This is a genomic window from Qipengyuania sp. HL-TH1 (assembly GCF_036365825.1).
Taxonomy (GTDB): Bacteria; Pseudomonadota; Alphaproteobacteria; order Sphingomonadales; family Sphingomonadaceae; genus Qipengyuania; species Qipengyuania profunda.
Genome location: NZ_CP142675.1, coordinates 1,027,508 through 1,042,192 on the forward strand (window position 1 = coordinate 1,027,508; position 14,685 = coordinate 1,042,192).

Sequence of the window (14,685 nt, forward strand, 5' to 3'; positions counted from 1 at the left end):
CCCATCACACCAATGCCTTCGCTTCGTCGTCCATCGTGCCGCCCACCTGGTCGCCATAGAGCAGCATTTCGGTATGCGCGGCGCCGCTCGGGATCATCGGGAAGCAGTTCGCTTCCTTGGCGACCTGGCAATCGACCATCACCGGGCCATCATGCGCGAGCATCGCCTCGATCCCGGCGTCGAGCTGGCTTTCATCCTCGATCCGGATGCCCTTCCAGCCATAAGCTTCGGCCAGCTTCACGAAGTCGGGCAGGCTGTCCGAATAGCTGTTCGAATAGCGGCTCTCATAGGTCAGTTCCTGCCACTGGCGGACCATGCCCATATATTCGTTGTTGAGGATGAACACCTTGACCGGCAGGCGGTACTGGCTCGCCGTGCCCAGTTCCTGGATGTTCATCTGGATGCTGGCCTCGCCCGCGATATCGATCACGAGGCTGCCGGGATTGCCCAATTGCGCGCCGATTGCGGCGGGCAGGCCATAGCCCATCGTCCCCAGACCGCCGCTGGTGAGCCACTTGTTCGGGCCGAAGAACCGGAAATATTGCGCCGCCCACATCTGGTGCTGGCCGACCTCGGTGGTGATGATCGGGTTGTGGTCGCGGGTGAGCGCGAACAGCCGTTCGATGCTCTTCTGCGGCATGATCTGTTCGCTGCCCCGCTCGGGATAGGCAAGACAGTCGCGCGCCTTCCAGCCGAGGATGCGGGCGTTCCATTCGGACAGGTCGCGCGGCTTGCGGCCGCCCCAGGCTTCGAGCATCTGCTCGAGCACATGCGCGCAATCGCCGACGATGCCGAGATCGACGGGGACGATCTTGTTGATGCTCGCACGGTCGATGTCGATGTGGATCTTCTTCGCCTCGGGCGCGAAGGCATCGAGCCGCCCGGTCACCCGGTCGTCGAACCGCGCCCCGATCGCGACGATCAGGTCTGCGCGGTTCATCGCCATATTGGCTTCATAGGTGCCATGCATGCCGAGCATGCCCAGCCAGTCGGGGTGATCGGCGGGAAAGGCACCCAGGCCCATCAGCGTACTGGTGACGGGCGCGCCGATGGCATGCTGCAGGCGGCGCAGCATCGCGCTGGCATGCGGCCCGGCATTGATCACGCCGCCACCGGTATAGAACACCGGACGTTCCGCCGCAGCGAGCATGTCGATGGCTTCGGCGATCTCGTCCGCCGCACCGACCATGCGCGGCTGATAGCGGTGCGAGGGGAGCGGGGTGTCGTCCTGTTCGCCCCAATTGGCGAGCGCGATCTGGACGTCCTTGGGAATGTCGACCACCACCGGGCCGGGACGGCCCGTGGTGGCGATACGGAAGGCTTCCTCGATCGTTGCTTGCAGGCGCTCGGGGTCCTTCACGAGGTAATTGTGCTTGGTGCAGTGACGCGTGAGGCCGACGGTGTCGGCCTCCTGGAACGCGTCGGTTCCGATCAGCGCCGTCGGGACCTGTCCGGTGATCACCACCAGCGGGATCGAATCCATATAGGCATCGGCAATACCGGTGACCGCATTGGTCGCACCCGGTCCGCTGGTGACGAGCACCACGCCGGGCTTGCCGGTCGAGCGGGCATAGCCTTCGGCGGCATGCGCGGCGCCGGCTTCGTGCCGCACGAGGATGTGGCGGATGCCATCATCGGCGAACAGCTCGTCATAGATCGGCAGGACCGCGCCGCCGGGATAGCCGAAAACGAATTCGACATCCTGCCGCTTGAGGCATTCGATCAGGATTGCAGCGCCGCTGCGCTCGGTATTCACACTAACCTCCGGCCCGTTTCCGGTGCTTGCAAGACACAAATCGACCCGGCGCTGGGGTCTATAGCGCCGGGCCGACAGGCACCCAATAGGGGCCTTGAATTGCGTGGTCAACCGTTATCGTGAAACAATGAAACAAAATAATCGCACTCGACAATAGTTTTGTTATCCGCGCGCGGCCATTCATCCGGGGGCTGGTTGCGGAACCACGTATATTGCCGTTTGGCATACTGCCGGGTCGCGGTCTGGCCAGCGGCGATAGCTTGAGCGCGCGATAGTTCGCCTTGGAGCATCCATGCGATCTCGCGCACGCCGATTGCGCGCATGACCGGCAAGTCGGGATCGAGGTCGCGCGCAAGTAGCGCCTCGACCTCGTCAATTGCGCCCGCGTCCAGCATGCGTTCGAAACGCAGGTCGCAGCGCGCGTTCAGCCAGTCGCGATCGGGGAGCAGGATGAGCGGATGCAGCGCGATTTCCCCGGCAATCCCGCCGGTCTTCTGCGCCTGCCATTCGGCCAATGTGCGACCGCTCGACCGCACCACTTCGAGTGCGCGGGTCGTGCGCGTGGTATCGGCGGGGGCGAGGCGGGCAGCAGCGCCGGGATCTTCGCTTTCGAGCGCGGTACGCGCATCGGCTTGCTGCAAGGCGCGCACGGCCTCGCGGATTTCGGGATCGATTTCCGGCACCGGCGCGATCCCGTCGAGCAGCGTGCGCAAATAGAGGCCGGTTCCCCCGCACAGGATCGGCACGTCCCCCGCGCCATGGATTTCGGCGATGACATCTTTCGCGGCAGCGGCCCAATCGGTAGCCGAGCACGCTTCTGCCCCGTCCCAGGTGCCGAACAATCGGTGCTCTATACCGCCCATCTCGCCAACGGTCGGACGCGCGGAGAGGATCGTGAGGTCGCGATAGACCTGCTGGCTATCGGCGTTGACAATGACCCCGCGCCTCCCGGCACGCGCCAGCCGCTGCGCCAGTTCAACCGCGAGTTGGCTCTTGCCGCTCGCGGTTGGCCCTGCAATGAGCGCGACCGGCTTTTTCTCGGGAGGGTTCAAGGTGCTCATTGCGCGGCTGATAGCAGACATGGAGGGTGTGGAAACACGCCTCGATGCAGCAATGCAGGCTTGCGCTGCAGCGGATATGCCGGTGGCGATGGCCGGGCTGCTCGACTTCTGCGGCGATGTGCTCCAGCTCTCGCTCCCGCATGGCGACCGCGCGCAGCTTACCGCGATCCTCGTCGAGCAGTTCGGCGAATGCGACCTTCTCGTGGCGGATCACGAAATCGAGATCCCGCGGCTGTTCGTGTCCGACATGGATTCGACGATGATCGGCCAGGAATGCATCGACGAACTTGCCGACTATGCGGGGATCAAGGACCAGGTCGCCGCGATCACCGAGCGCGCAATGCAAGGCGAACTCGACTTCACCAGCGCGCTGAAAGAGCGGGTGGGGCTGCTGGAAGGCCTTGAGGAAAGCGCGATCGACCGCTGCCTGCGCGAGCGGATTCGCCCGGTCGAAGGTGCCCGCACGCTGGCCGCGACCCTGCGCAGCAAAGGCTGCCGGACCGTGCTGGTAACCGGGGGCTTCCATCATTTCGCCGACCCGGTGGCACAGGACCTCGGCTTCGAACGCGTGGTCGGCAATCGCCTCGGCGTGGCGGGGGGCAAGTTGACGGGCCTGCTTGCCGGCCCGGTCAGCGATGCCTCGACCAAGCTGGCGACGCTGGAGGATGAGCGGACCGGCCTGGGCGACGGCGCGCGGGTGCTGGCAACGGGCGACGGTGCGAACGACATCCCCATGCTGCAGGCAGCCGATTACGGAATTGCCTACCGCGCCAAGCCCAAGGCGCGCGATGCCGCCAATGGCCGGATCGCCAGCGCGGGCCTGACCCCCATCCTCAAGCTGTTCGGCATCCCCGAAAGCGAGTGGGTCGAGGAATTCAGCCCGGCATAGACGTGGCGAGCATTTCCAATCGTGGGAGGTCGGTTTCCGTTAAAGACCGATCTGATATGAATAGACCCATGACCAGCAGCGCCTTCAATTCCGCCGATCTCGATGCCGCGCGCGACGGCACCCCGCTGAGGCACCCGCGCCGCCCCAAGGCTCGCTATCGGCCATTTACGGCGGTGAAACACTTTCGCCGGCTGCTCAAGGACAAGGAAAATACCGCCGAGGTCTTCAGGATCTACGACGCGCTTCCCTCCGCCAAATTCCTGCCCCGCGTGCGCGCGCTGACGCTGAGCCCGCATGGCGAGGCGTTGCGGGCAAGCGAACCCTTTCTCCCGCCGATCCTCGACGATCACGAGGCCCTGCGACGGCTCCCCCAAGGTTCGGTCGCGCAGGCCTATTGCGATTTCATGGAGCGCGAAGGTCTCTCCGCTGCCGGACTGGTCGAGGAATCGAACAAGACCGGTCGGCCCAGCTATGACGATCTGGTCCAGTGGTTCGGTTACCGGCAGCGTGACACGCACGATCTGATGCATGTGTTGACCGGCTATGGACGCGATGCGCTGGGCGAACAGTGCGTGCTGCTGTTCACCCATGGCCAGGCGCCCAGCCAGGGGCACTTGCTGCTCGGCTATGCGGGCTCATTCCATCTGAAACAGCAGGTGAAAAGCGCAGCGCCGATCCTGAAGGCGGTACGCCAGGCCCACCGGACCGGCGCGGCCTGTCCCACGCTGGTCGGCCTGTCGATCCGCGAGCTATTGACCAAGGATCTCGAAGAAGCGCGCGCCGAACTGAACATTCCCGAGCCCAATTGGTATCGGGAATGCCACCGCGTCTGGCGGGCAGAGGGGATCGACCCCTACGATTTTCTAGCGCAGCAGTCCGAGCGTGAAATGGCGGCAGCCGCCTGAGATCACAGCCAGCTGGAAATCTGTTCCAGCGGTTTCTTCCTCAGCGCATGCGCGGGAACGGTGGCGCCTTGAGCCGGGTGTCCGACGACCACCACCATCAGCGGTTTCTCGCGATCGGGCCGACCGCACAAATCGCGCAGGAACCCCATGGGCGAGGGCGTGTGCGTCAGTGTGGCGAGCCCCGCTTCATGCAGCGTCGCAATGAGCATGCCGCAGGCGATCCCGACGCTTTCGTTGACGTAATAGTTCTGGGTGGTGCCGTCTTCCTCGATCCCGCCCTTGCGCTGGGCGAAGACCACGATCAGCCAGGGGGCGGTTTCGAGAAAGGGCTTGTCCGCATCGGTTCCGAGCGGGGCCAGCGCGTCGAGCCATTCACCGCTTGCCTTGCCGGCATAGAAATTGCGTTCTTCGGCTTCCGCCGCCTCGCGGATTGCGCGTTTCTTGTCGGGGGACGAGACCCCTGCGAAATGCCAGGGCTGGTGGTTCGCGCCATTGGGAGCGCTGCCAGCAGCCTCGATCGCCGCCTCGATAATTGCGCGCGGAACCGCCCGGTCCGAGAAATAGCGGCAACTACGGCGTTGTTTCAACCGGTCGCGCAGGGCCCGGGCGCGGGCGATGCGGTCCTCGTCGGGCAGGTCGGGCAGCGAATAGGGGACGGTGTCATGGTCGCGCATGGGCAGTGTTCTAGCCCATGCAGGGGTCAGCGCAATTCCTTGCGGATCACCAGCTTGAGGCCCGACCAGGTCTCGTCCACCGCGCAGACCTTGGTATCGACAAGGCCCAGCGGGAGCGCCACTTCGCGGATGGTGTCCTCGGTGATGTCGGTCGGCAGCTTCGCCGCCTGCTTGGGCCAGCTGACCCAGACATGCCCGTCGCGCGCCATGTGATCGCGCAACGTCTGCAGCTTCGCTTCCAGCTGCGTCCGTTCGGTAACGAAGATATGCGCAGCGTCCGGGCCTTCCTCCGGTCCGCCGACGAAGGTCAGCTCAAGCGCGTATTCGCCGATATCGTCCTGGATGGCCTCGGGCATGCCATCGAACCACACCCTTTGCCCATCGCGCAGGCTGAGTTTTTTCGCCAGCGGCGTGTTGGAATAGCCCGCCGCCACCGCGTCAGCCTTCCATCCAGTCGGCGAAGAAGCTCTGGTGCGCGGCACGCATTTCATCGACGCTCTTGCCGAACAGCGTGCTGCCGCCGGTCTTGCCGATGCGGCGGAAACCGATCGAGGCGGTTTCGTCGCTTTCGGTCCCCTTGGCCAGCGCGCGGTTGAGCGCCTCGGTATCGGGCACGGTCACCACATACCGGCCCTGATCCTCGCCGAACCACCACTGTGCCTGCGTATAGTCCGTGTGCCATTCGACCGCGGCGCCGATCCCGCCCGCCATCGCCATTTCGGCCAGCGCAATCGCCAGTCCGCCATCCGATACGTCATGCACGGCGCTGACCAGCCCGTCGGCAATCAGCTGGCGCACGATCCGGCCCGCGTTCTTCTCAACGGTGAGGTCGGTCGGCGGGGTGCGGCCTTCGTCGCGGCCATGGATTTCGGACAGCCACAGCGATTTGCCCAGATGCGAGCGTTCGGGATCGGGGGTCGCCCAGTGTTCGGCGCGGATCAGGTAGATCGCTTCGCCCGCTGCCTTGAACGGCATGGTCATCATGCGGTCGTAATCGTCGATCAAGCCGACGCCGCCGATCGCGGGCGTGGGCAGGATCGCGCTGCCACCCCCGGTCGCCTTGCTTTCATTGTAGAGCGATACATTGCCCGACACGATCGGGAAGTCGAGCAGACGGCAGGCCGCGCCCATGCCTTCGAGCGCATGGACGAACTGGCTCATGATCTCGGGGCGCTGCGGGTTGGCGAAATTGAGGCAATTGGTCACCGCCAGCGGGCGCGCGCCAACCGCGCACAGATTGCGGTAGGCCTCGGCAATCGCCTGCTTGCCGCCTTCATAGGGATCGGCATGAACATAGCGCGGGGTGCAATCGGTGGTGATCGCGAGCGCCTTCTTCGTTCCATGCACGCGGACGACACCGGCATCGCCGCCGGTCTGCAGTGTGTCCGCGCCGACCTGGCTGTCGTATTGTTCGGCGATCCAGCGGCGCGAGGACAGGTTGGGCGAGGCGAGCAGCTTCATCACGTCACCGCCCACATCGTCGGTGTCGGGACGCTCGCGCATCGGCGCAATGCCCGCCCAGGCAGTGTAGTCTTCCTTGGACAGGTAGGGCCGATCGTATTCGGGTGCGTCGGCTGCCAGCGGGCCGAGCGGAATGTCGCAGACGACCTCGCCATCGAATTCGAGCACCATGTGCTGCGTATCGGTGACTTCGCCGATGATCGCGAAATCGAGCTCCCACTTGTCGAAAATGGCCTGCGCCATGGCTTCCTTGCCGGGCTTGAGGACCATGAGCATCCGCTCCTGGCTTTCGCTCAGCATCATCTCGTAGGGGGTCATCCCGTCTTCGCGGCACGGCACCTTGTTCATGTCGAGACGGATGCCCGCCTTGCCATTGGTCGCCATCTCTACGCTGGACGAGGTCAGGCCCGCCGCGCCCATATCTTGGATCGCGACAATCGCGTCGGTCGCCATGAGTTCGAGGCAGGCCTCGATCAGCAGCTTTTCGGTGAAGGGGTCGCCCACCTGCACGGTGGGGCGCTTGGCATCGGCGTCTTCCTCGAAATCGGCGCTGGCCATGGTCGCGCCGTGAATCCCGTCGCGGCCGGTCTTTGAGCCGACATAGACGATCGGATTGCCCACGCCGGTGGCGGCGGAATAGAAGATCTTGTCCTGGTCGGCCACGCCCACGGTCATCGCGTTGACGAGAATGTTGCCGTCATAGGCGGGATGGAAATTGGTCTCGCCGCATACAGTGGGCACGCCGACGCAATTGCCATAGCCGCCGATGCCGGAGACGACGCCCTTGACGAGGTGCTGCATCTTGGGGTGGTCGGGCCGCCCGAAGCGCAGCGCATTGGCATTGGCCACTGGGCGCGCGCCCATGGTGAAGACATCGCGCAGGATACCGCCGACGCCGGTCGCCGCGCCCTGGTAGGGTTCGATATAGCTCGGGTGGTTGTGGCTCTCCATCTTGAAGATGGCGGCCTGCCCGTCGCCGATATCGATGACGCCGGCATTCTCGCCGGGGCCGCAGATTACCCAGGGCGCCTCGGTCGGCAGTTTCTTGAGATGCAGCCGCGAGCTCTTGTAGCTGCAATGCTCGGACCACATGACCGAGAAGATGCCCAGCTCCACCAGATTGGGCTCGCGGCCCAGCGCGTGCAGGACGCGTTCGTATTCTGCGGGGCTGAGGCCGTGCTGTTCGACGACTTCGGGGGTGATCGCGGATTCGACTGTTGCCATGCGCGCGCGCTTAGCCCCGCTAGCCCGCGACCGCCAGACCCCGCTGGTTTTTATGCCACCGTGTCGATTGCACCCAGAAAGCCATGGCGGTCAGGATCCCGTAGGACAGGAAGACCGAGAGATACATGCCGACGCCTGCGGTTTCAGGCTGCGGCCCAAACCAGTTGATCGCCTGGAACAGCAACATGGCCCCAAGCAGAATCAGCGGCGGGATAACGGGTCCCTTGGTCCGGCTGATATAGAACCAGTAGGCAAGCAGGACGAGGCCGATCTCCAGCGGCATTTCGATATGGGGCGTGTTCCACAGACCAAGCCCGTGTTTGTCCTCGCCGCCCGCGATCGTCAGGTCGGGGCGATGGACCAGCAGGTCGAGCAGCCAATGGCTAAGCACCACGATCACACCCCATGCGGCAGCGACCATGTTGCGCAGGACGACCCCGACGACCACGCCAAAGACCAGCGCCCAGCCAGCCGTCGCCAGAAGGCTGTGCGAATAGGGCATGAAGACGAGATCGTAGGGATTCATCGCAGTGATGCCGGGCACGATGCGAAGCTGCTCGATGCCGAATATCGCGAATGTGAAGAATGCCCAGTCGACCAGCTGCGCGGCGATGAACAGCACGCCGAGCTTGGGCGCATCCTCGGTGATTCCGCGGGCCAGCAAAGCGGGGGCGAAATGGCCGATGAACATGGTCTAGCCGAACTTGTCGGCGGCGAAGGTGGCGGCGCTTGCCGCGACTGCCGTAGCGAACGCGCCCCAAACGATGTCGGCGATGGTAACCGTGGTCGACCAGCTCCGCAGCGTGGCCTGGTTGGTCAAATCATAGGTCGCATAACAGATCGCGCCCAGCAGGGCGCCATTGAGCGCGGCGGACGCGATCCCGTGGGCGAGGCCCGGGCGCACCGCGAACCAGACGACCGCGGCGACATAGGCAGCGTAGAATACCAGCGCGGGCGCCATGCGGAAACTGTCAGCCAGAAGATCGCCGAGTTTGGGGCGATAGAAATTGGGTCCGGCCCAGCTCAGCCACACCGCATCCAAGGCCCCGAACACCAACGCCACAGCGATGACAGCGACAATCCACGTCATATTGGCTCCCCCGTTTGGGTTTACTTGACCGCGCGCAGGCGGACCGTCAATGCTTGCCTGCGATGGCAGAGGAACAGTCACAGATTTCGGATTTGAGCTTCGAGCAGGCACTGCGCGAACTCGAGGGTGTGGTTCGCCGGCTTGAGAGCGGCGATGTGCCGCTGGACGAGAGCATCGATCTCTACGAGCGCGGTGAAAAACTGCGCAAGGCGTGCCAGGCGCGGCTCGATGCGGCGCAGGCGCGGATCGAGAAGATCGTGGCAGGCGCCGACGGCAAACCGGCGGGCACCGAGCCCTTCGATGCAGGCGGCGCCGCGTGACGGTGGTTACCGCGCTGCCGGACCTGCTTGGCGAGGCGTTCGAGCGGGTCCAGGCCGATATCGACAGCGCGTTCGACGCGTTTCTTCCCGTCCCCGACGATACCCGCGCGCGGCTGGTCGAGGCGATGCGCTATGCCGCGATCGGCGGCGGCAAGCGGGTGCGCCCGCTGCTGCTCGTCGCGACCGCCGACCTGTTCGGGGTCAACCGCAGCGCGGCGATCAATGCCGGCTGCGCAGTCGAGGCAATCCATGCCTATTCGCTGATCCACGATGATCTGCCCTGCATGGACGACGATGAATTGCGGCACGGCAAACCCACCGTGCACACCGCCTTCGACGAAGCGACCGCCGTGCTTGCGGGCGATTGCCTGCATGCCTTGGCTTTCGATATCCTGAGCCAGCCCGATACCAGCACCGATCCCTTCGTCCGTGCCGAGCTGGTCGCCACGCTCGCCCGCGCCAGCGGTCATGACGGTATGGCGGGCGGGCAGATGATGGACATCATGTCCGAAGAACAGGCCTACGACCTGCGCCAGATCACCCGCCTCCAGCAGCTCAAGACGGGCGCACTGCTCGCTGCCAGCGTCGAGATGGGGGCCGTACTCGGCCGCGTGCCACCCGAAGGACGGGCGCATTTGCGCGCCTATGCCCGTGATATCGGCCTCGCCTTCCAGATCGCCGACGACCTACTCGACGTCGAAGGCGACGAGGAACGCGCCGGCAAGGCCCTGCGCAAGGACGAGGTGCAGGGCAAGCAGACATTCGTCACGCTGATGGGCGTCGAACAGGCGCGCGCGCAGGCGACCATGCTGGTCGAACAGGCCGGACGGCACCTCGCCAGCCATGGCGAGGATGCGCGGCTGCTGGTTGAGCTGGCGCGTTTCATCGTGAAGAGGGATCATTAATGGCCAAGCGTATCGGCATTTACCCCGGGACCTTCGATCCGATCACGCTCGGGCATATGGATATCATCGAGCGCGGCGCGAAGCTGGTTGACGAGCTGATCATCGGTGTCACGACCAATATCGCCAAGTCGCCCATGTTCGACGATGACGAGCGTATCGCGATGGTCGAACGCGAAGTGGCGGGCATCAAGAGCCAGAGCATCCGCGTGGTCGGCTTCAATTCGCTGCTGATGGACTTTGCCCAGCAGATGGGTGCGGGCATCGTCATCCGCGGAATCCGCGGCGTGACCGATTTCGAATATGAATACCAGCTCACGGGCATGAACCGGCAACTCAACGACCAGATCGAAACCGTCTTCCTGATGGCCGATGTCGAACTGCAGCCGATCGCCAGCCGTCTGGTCAAGGAAATCGCTTTCTATGGCGGCCCGATCGGGAAGTTCGTGACCCCTGCCGTTCGCGCCGATGTCGAGGCACGGGTGCAGAAGCTCGGCCCCCGCGGCGGCTGACCCGGCTACCCAAGCTATTCATTGAACCGACAGACGCCGGTCGCTAGACGATCCGCCATCCAGGACATTGCTACGGAATGACGATGCTCAAGACTTCGCTTGCCATTGCTGCCACGCTTTCGCTTGCCGCGGCCCCCTTTGCCGCCCAGGCGCAGGAAGCTGACCCGACGGTTGCCGCCGAAGCGGAAGCCGATACGCGCGTATTCACGCCGGTCAATTTCGACGTGACCGAGGACCGCGAAAACATCCTGCTGCTCGACCTGTCGAATGGTGAACGCGTATCGATCCGGCTGAAGCCCGACTGGGCACCCAACCATGTCGAGCGGGTCAAGACGCTGACCCGGCAGGGGTTTTATGACGGGATCATTTTCCACCGCGTGATCGACGGGTTCATGGCGCAGACCGGCGATCCGACCGGCACCGGCACCGGCGGTTCGGAATTGCCCGACATTGCGGCGGAATTCCACCGCATGCCGCATGTCCGCGGAAGCGTGTCGATGGCGCGCTCGTCCAGCCCCGACAGCGCGAACAGCCAGTTCTTCCTGGTCTTCTATCCGCGCTTCAATCTCGACGAGAATTACACCAATTTCGGGCGCGTCATTGCCAATATGGCCGCCGTCGACGCGATCGAGCGCGGCGAGCCGCCCGCGAACCCCACCCGGATCCTCCAGGCGTCGATCGCTGCGGACAACAAGCCGGTCCCCGCCATGCCCGCGCTAAGCGTGCCCGATGCGGCAATTTCGGCCAGCGATCTGAACGCGCCGATCGGCAACTGACTTTCCATCGCGCCGCACCCGGACTAGGGGCGGCGCGATGAAAGTCGACCTCTTCGATTTCGAACTCCCGCCCGAACGGATTGCGCTGCGCCCGGCGCGTCCGCGCGATGCTGCGCGCATGCTCGTCGTCCACGGGGAAGGCCCCTTCAAGGACCGCGGCGTGCGCGACCTGCCGCATATGCTGCGCGCGGGCGATGTGCTGGTGTTCAACGATACGCGCGTGATCCCCGCGCAGCTTGAAGGCCGCCGGGGCGAGGCCAAGATCGGTGCCACGCTGCACAAGCGGATCGACTTGCGCCGCTGGCAGGCCTTCGTGCGCAATGCCAAGAGATTGCGGGTCGGTGATATCGCCGAATTCGGCGGAGGGGTAACCGCGCTCGCCGAAGAGCGGCTTCCCGATGGCAGCTTCGTGCTCGCGTTCGCAGGCGACGAACCGGTCGAGGTCCTGCTCGAGCGGGCAGGGCGGATGCCGCTGCCGCCCTATATCGCCGGCAAGCGCGCCACCGACGCGCGCGACCGCGAAGACTACCAGACCATGTTCGCGCAGGAGGATGGCGCGGTCGCCGCACCCACCGCCGCGCTACATTTCACGCCCGAGCTAATGGCGTCGCTGGCTGAGGCCGGGGTTGGGACCGAAACACTCACGCTGCATGTCGGGGCAGGGACCTTCCTGCCGGTCAAGGCGGACGACACCGACGACCATGCGATGCATGCCGAATGGGGCCGGATCGAACCTGCAGTCGCCGCCCGGCTCAATGCAGTGCGCAAGACCGGCGGCAGGGTCATCGCGGTCGGCACCACCAGCCTGCGCCTGCTTGAAAGCGCGACGGGCGAAGACGGCGTGATCCAGCCGTTTGCGGGCGATACGGCCATCTTCATCACGCCGGGTTACCGGTTTCGCGCGATCGACGGGCTGATGACCAATTTCCACCTGCCCAAATCGACACTGATGATGCTGGTGAGCGCGTTGATGGGGCGCGATCGGATGATGGCTGCTTACGAGCACGCTATTGCGCAGGAATACCGCTTCTATAGCTATGGCGATTCCTCGCTGCTGCTTCCCTGATCTAGGGGAACACGTTGTCTGTATCGAGCAAGCGGTCGATCAGCGCATCATCGGCGCTGATGCGCCCGTCGAGCATCAGCATCGCAATCCCGTGCGCAATCGACCAGGCCTGCAGTGCGAGCGTTTCGGCGCGTTCGGGATCGCTGGTGAGCGCCTGGGTATGCGCGGTGAGTAACTCGCGCGCCTGATCGGGTGCATCGCGGTCGTCGACCGGGTGGCCCTGCGTGAACATCAGCCGGAAAAGCGCGGGATGCGCGAGCGCGAAGCGGACATAGGTCCGCCCCGTCTCGGCAAAGCCCGCGGCACCGCCGCCCGCTTTCTTCGCTGCTTTCGCCTGCTCGCTTCCGAGTAGCGCGAGGCCCTCTTGCGCAAGCGCCTTGTCGAGCGCCTGCTTGTCGGGAAAATGGCGATACACTGCAGTCGCCGAAACCCCGACTTGGCGCGCCAGTTCGCGCAGCGAGGGGGCCTTGCCCTCGGCCCCTTCGAGCGCTTCCAGCCCGGCGGCGAGCAGGGCGTCGCGCAAATTGCCGTGATGGTAGCTGGCAGGCGATGTTGACACTGTTAGCATGACCTCTATGTTTACAGCGTTCACTTTAACCGGAGCGAGTCGGTCATGGCAAGCGTCATCGAGAAAACCATCCGCAAGGCAGTTACACCCGCACTTCAGGCGGTTGCCAGCATCAATCGCACCCGTCTGCCGGGTGCGGAGGACAATCCGTTCCTGCACGGCATCCATACACCGCTGGCCGAGGAATTCACGCTCGATAACCTGGCGGTGACCGGCACCATTCCCGCCGAACTCGATGGCCGCTATGTCCGGATCGGTCCCAATCCTTTCGGCGAAACCGGCAAGGGCCACCACTGGTTTCTGGGCGATGGGATGGTGCACGGCGTCCGGCTGAAGGATGGCAAGGCCGAATGGTATCGCAACCGCTTCATCCGCTCCGCCGAGCTTGAAGGCAAGGGCGGCCCGCCGGCCGTGGGCGGCCCGCGCCGCGGCTTTGGCGACACCGTCAACACCAATGTCCTCGATATCGGTGGGACGATCATGGCGCTGGTCGAGGCCAACAGCTTCCCGGTCCAGCTCGACGGCAATCTCGACAGCGTCGCCTATTCCGATTTCGGCGGCGGGCTGACCGGCTCCTTCACCGCGCATCCGCATCAATGCCCAGATACGGGCGAATATCACGCGATCTGCTACGATGGTCCGTCGCAGGACACCATTCGCCACGTCGCCATGGACCGGCACGGCAAGGTGCTGCGCGAAACCGAAATCGCGGTAAAGCATGGACCCTCGATCCACGATTGCGCGCTAACCGAGAACTTCGTGGTGATCCTCGACCTGCCGGTCACCTTCTCGATGCAGGCGCTGATGTCAGGCCACAAATTCCCCTATCGCTGGAACCGCGACCACAAGGCGCGGGTCGGATTGCTGCCGCGCGGCGCCACGGGCGACGAGGTCGTGTGGCACGAGGTCGACCCCTGCTATGTCTTTCATGTCGGCAACAGTTTCGAAGATGAAACCGGCCAGGTGATCATCGACGTCTGCCCCTATGAGACCATTTTCGACGGCGAGATGCCGGGGCCCTATGGCAAGGCGCTCGGGCTCGAACGCTGGACGGTCGACGGGCAGGGCGGGAAGGTCACCCGCCGCACCATGGACGCAGCGGGCCAGGAATTTCCCCGGCCGGACGAGCGCTATTTCACCAAGCCTCATCGCTATCTCTGGTCGATGGGCATGCCCGAAGACGGGGATCTGGATTTTGTCGCGCCGATGCCGCTCTATCGCCACGATCTCGCCACTGGCGAACGCGTGCAGCACGTTTTCGGCGAAGGGCGCATTCCCGGTGAATTCGTCTTTGTTCCGCGATCCGCCGACGCGCCCGAAGGCGATGGCTGGGTGATGGGATATGTGATCGACCGCAACCACGGCACCAGCGCACTCGAAATACTCGACGCGATGAGCCTTTCCCCGGTCGCAGCGGTCCATATCCCGCATCTCATCCCACCGGGCTTCCACGGCAACTGGATCGCCGCTAGCTAGGAGCC

16 protein-coding genes are annotated in these 14,685 nt (G+C 64.5%); 8 read left to right on the plus strand and 8 right to left on the minus strand.

Annotated features, from left to right (window positions below; translation table 11 throughout):
* Positions 1-4: 4 nt before the first annotated feature.
* Together ilvB and miaA are read right to left on the minus strand one after the other, a co-directional pair.
* Entirely contained in the window at positions 5-1,756 is a 1,752-nt protein-coding gene (gene ilvB, locus VWN43_RS05600) for a biosynthetic-type acetolactate synthase large subunit (protein ID WP_320180334.1), read from the minus strand.
* 107 nt (positions 1,757-1,863) lie between these two features.
* On the minus strand, positions 1,864-2,817 hold the full coding sequence (miaA, locus tag VWN43_RS05605) for a tRNA (adenosine(37)-N6)-dimethylallyltransferase MiaA (RefSeq protein ID WP_320180333.1): 954 nt from the start codon (positions 2,815-2,817) through the stop codon (positions 1,864-1,866).
* Between miaA and serB the strand changes: the two genes are divergently transcribed.
* Both serB and VWN43_RS05615 read left to right on the plus strand, forming a co-directional pair.
* Positions 2,774-3,706, plus strand: coding sequence for a phosphoserine phosphatase SerB (serB, locus tag VWN43_RS05610; RefSeq protein WP_320180332.1), 933 nt, complete (start codon positions 2,774-2,776; stop codon positions 3,704-3,706). The genes miaA and serB overlap by 44 nt on opposite strands.
* 68 nt (positions 3,707-3,774) lie before the next feature.
* A complete protein-coding gene (locus VWN43_RS05615; RefSeq protein ID WP_320180331.1) occupies positions 3,775-4,611 on the plus strand; it encodes a Coq4 family protein in 837 nt (278 codons plus the stop codon).
* Between the two features lie 2 nt (positions 4,612-4,613).
* Here VWN43_RS05615 and VWN43_RS05620 read toward each other — a convergent pair whose 3' ends face one another.
* The 5 genes from VWN43_RS05620 to VWN43_RS05640 are packed head-to-tail and all read right to left on the minus strand — an operon-like array spanning position 4,614 to position 9,060.
* Positions 4,614-5,285 (minus strand): nitroreductase family protein, encoded by a 672-nt coding sequence (locus VWN43_RS05620; protein ID WP_320180330.1) that lies wholly within the window; start codon positions 5,283-5,285, stop codon positions 4,614-4,616.
* Positions 5,286-5,311: 26 nt separating this feature from the next.
* On the minus strand, positions 5,312-5,719 hold the full coding sequence (locus tag VWN43_RS05625) for a DUF3052 family protein (protein ID WP_320180329.1): 408 nt from the start codon (positions 5,717-5,719) through the stop codon (positions 5,312-5,314).
* 4 nt (positions 5,720-5,723) lie between these two features.
* Positions 5,724-7,970 (minus strand): phosphoribosylformylglycinamidine synthase subunit PurL, encoded by a 2,247-nt coding sequence (purL, locus tag VWN43_RS05630; protein WP_320180328.1) that lies wholly within the window; start codon positions 7,968-7,970, stop codon positions 5,724-5,726.
* A gap of 19 nt (positions 7,971-7,989) precedes the next feature.
* Positions 7,990-8,661 (minus strand): hypothetical protein, encoded by a 672-nt coding sequence (locus tag VWN43_RS05635; protein WP_320180327.1) that lies wholly within the window; start codon positions 8,659-8,661, stop codon positions 7,990-7,992.
* 3 nt (positions 8,662-8,664) lie between these two features.
* Positions 8,665-9,060, minus strand: coding sequence for a DUF2177 family protein (locus tag VWN43_RS05640; RefSeq protein WP_320180326.1), 396 nt, complete (start codon positions 9,058-9,060; stop codon positions 8,665-8,667).
* Positions 9,061-9,122: 62 nt separating this feature from the next.
* On the opposite strand from VWN43_RS05640, the gene VWN43_RS05645 reads away from it, so the two are divergent.
* From VWN43_RS05645 to queA, 5 genes are all read left to right on the plus strand, one after another.
* Positions 9,123-9,380 carry an exodeoxyribonuclease VII small subunit gene (locus tag VWN43_RS05645; protein ID WP_253516016.1) on the plus strand — a complete coding sequence of 86 codons (258 nt, stop codon included), beginning with the start codon at positions 9,123-9,125 and terminating at the stop codon, positions 9,378-9,380.
* Positions 9,377-10,285: a polyprenyl synthetase family protein gene (locus tag VWN43_RS05650; RefSeq protein WP_320180325.1), complete on the plus strand. Its 909-nt coding sequence runs from the start codon at positions 9,377-9,379 to the stop codon at positions 10,283-10,285. The genes VWN43_RS05645 and VWN43_RS05650 overlap by 4 nt, the downstream gene beginning before the upstream one ends.
* Positions 10,285-10,794, plus strand: coding sequence for a pantetheine-phosphate adenylyltransferase (coaD, locus tag VWN43_RS05655; protein WP_253516010.1), 510 nt, complete (start codon positions 10,285-10,287; stop codon positions 10,792-10,794). Before VWN43_RS05650 ends, coaD begins: the two co-directional genes overlap by 1 nt.
* Positions 10,795-10,877: 83 nt before the next feature.
* Positions 10,878-11,570: a peptidylprolyl isomerase gene (locus tag VWN43_RS05660; protein ID WP_320182115.1), complete on the plus strand. Its 693-nt coding sequence runs from the start codon at positions 10,878-10,880 to the stop codon at positions 11,568-11,570.
* Between the two features lie 37 nt (positions 11,571-11,607).
* Positions 11,608-12,636 carry a tRNA preQ1(34) S-adenosylmethionine ribosyltransferase-isomerase QueA gene (queA, locus tag VWN43_RS05665; protein ID WP_320180324.1) on the plus strand — a complete coding sequence of 343 codons (1,029 nt, stop codon included), beginning with the start codon at positions 11,608-11,610 and terminating at the stop codon, positions 12,634-12,636.
* Position 12,637: 1 nt separating this feature from the next.
* Here queA and VWN43_RS05670 read toward each other — a convergent pair whose 3' ends face one another.
* Positions 12,638-13,204 carry a TetR/AcrR family transcriptional regulator gene (locus VWN43_RS05670; RefSeq protein ID WP_320180323.1) on the minus strand — a complete coding sequence of 189 codons (567 nt, stop codon included), beginning with the start codon at positions 13,202-13,204 and terminating at the stop codon, positions 12,638-12,640.
* A 45-nt stretch (positions 13,205-13,249) separates the two neighbouring features.
* On the opposite strand from VWN43_RS05670, the gene VWN43_RS05675 reads away from it, so the two are divergent.
* Positions 13,250-14,680, plus strand: coding sequence for an 8'-apo-carotenoid 13,14-cleaving dioxygenase (locus VWN43_RS05675; protein WP_320180322.1), 1,431 nt, complete (start codon positions 13,250-13,252; stop codon positions 14,678-14,680).
* Positions 14,681-14,685 lie beyond the last annotated feature (5 nt).

What these genes read in the sequence shown, in the direction of transcription:
- coaD (WP_253516010.1), top strand. Translation starts at nt 10,285, where the DNA reads ATGGCCAAGCGTATCGGCATTTACCCCGGGACCTTCGATCCGATCACG.
- VWN43_RS05620 (WP_320180330.1), bottom strand. Translation starts at nt 5,285, where the DNA reads ATGCGCGACCATGACACCGTCCCCTATTCGCTGCCCGACCTGCCCGAC.
- miaA (WP_320180333.1), bottom strand. Translation starts at nt 2,817, where the DNA reads ATGAGCACCTTGAACCCTCCCGAGAAAAAGCCGGTCGCGCTCATTGCA.
- VWN43_RS05615 (WP_320180331.1), top strand. Translation starts at nt 3,775, where the DNA reads ATGACCAGCAGCGCCTTCAATTCCGCCGATCTCGATGCCGCGCGCGAC.
- queA (WP_320180324.1), top strand. Translation starts at nt 11,608, where the DNA reads ATGAAAGTCGACCTCTTCGATTTCGAACTCCCGCCCGAACGGATTGCG.
- VWN43_RS05640 (WP_320180326.1), bottom strand. Translation starts at nt 9,060, where the DNA reads ATGACGTGGATTGTCGCTGTCATCGCTGTGGCGTTGGTGTTCGGGGCC.
- VWN43_RS05635 (WP_320180327.1), bottom strand. Translation starts at nt 8,661, where the DNA reads ATGTTCATCGGCCATTTCGCCCCCGCTTTGCTGGCCCGCGGAATCACC.
- VWN43_RS05670 (WP_320180323.1), bottom strand. Translation starts at nt 13,204, where the DNA reads ATGCTAACAGTGTCAACATCGCCTGCCAGCTACCATCACGGCAATTTG.
- VWN43_RS05675 (WP_320180322.1), top strand. Translation starts at nt 13,250, where the DNA reads ATGGCAAGCGTCATCGAGAAAACCATCCGCAAGGCAGTTACACCCGCA.
- VWN43_RS05645 (WP_253516016.1), top strand. Translation starts at nt 9,123, where the DNA reads ATGGCAGAGGAACAGTCACAGATTTCGGATTTGAGCTTCGAGCAGGCA.
- serB (WP_320180332.1), top strand. Translation starts at nt 2,774, where the DNA reads ATGAGCGCGACCGGCTTTTTCTCGGGAGGGTTCAAGGTGCTCATTGCG.
- purL (WP_320180328.1), bottom strand. Translation starts at nt 7,970, where the DNA reads ATGGCAACAGTCGAATCCGCGATCACCCCCGAAGTCGTCGAACAGCAC.
- VWN43_RS05660 (WP_320182115.1), top strand. Translation starts at nt 10,878, where the DNA reads ATGCTCAAGACTTCGCTTGCCATTGCTGCCACGCTTTCGCTTGCCGCG.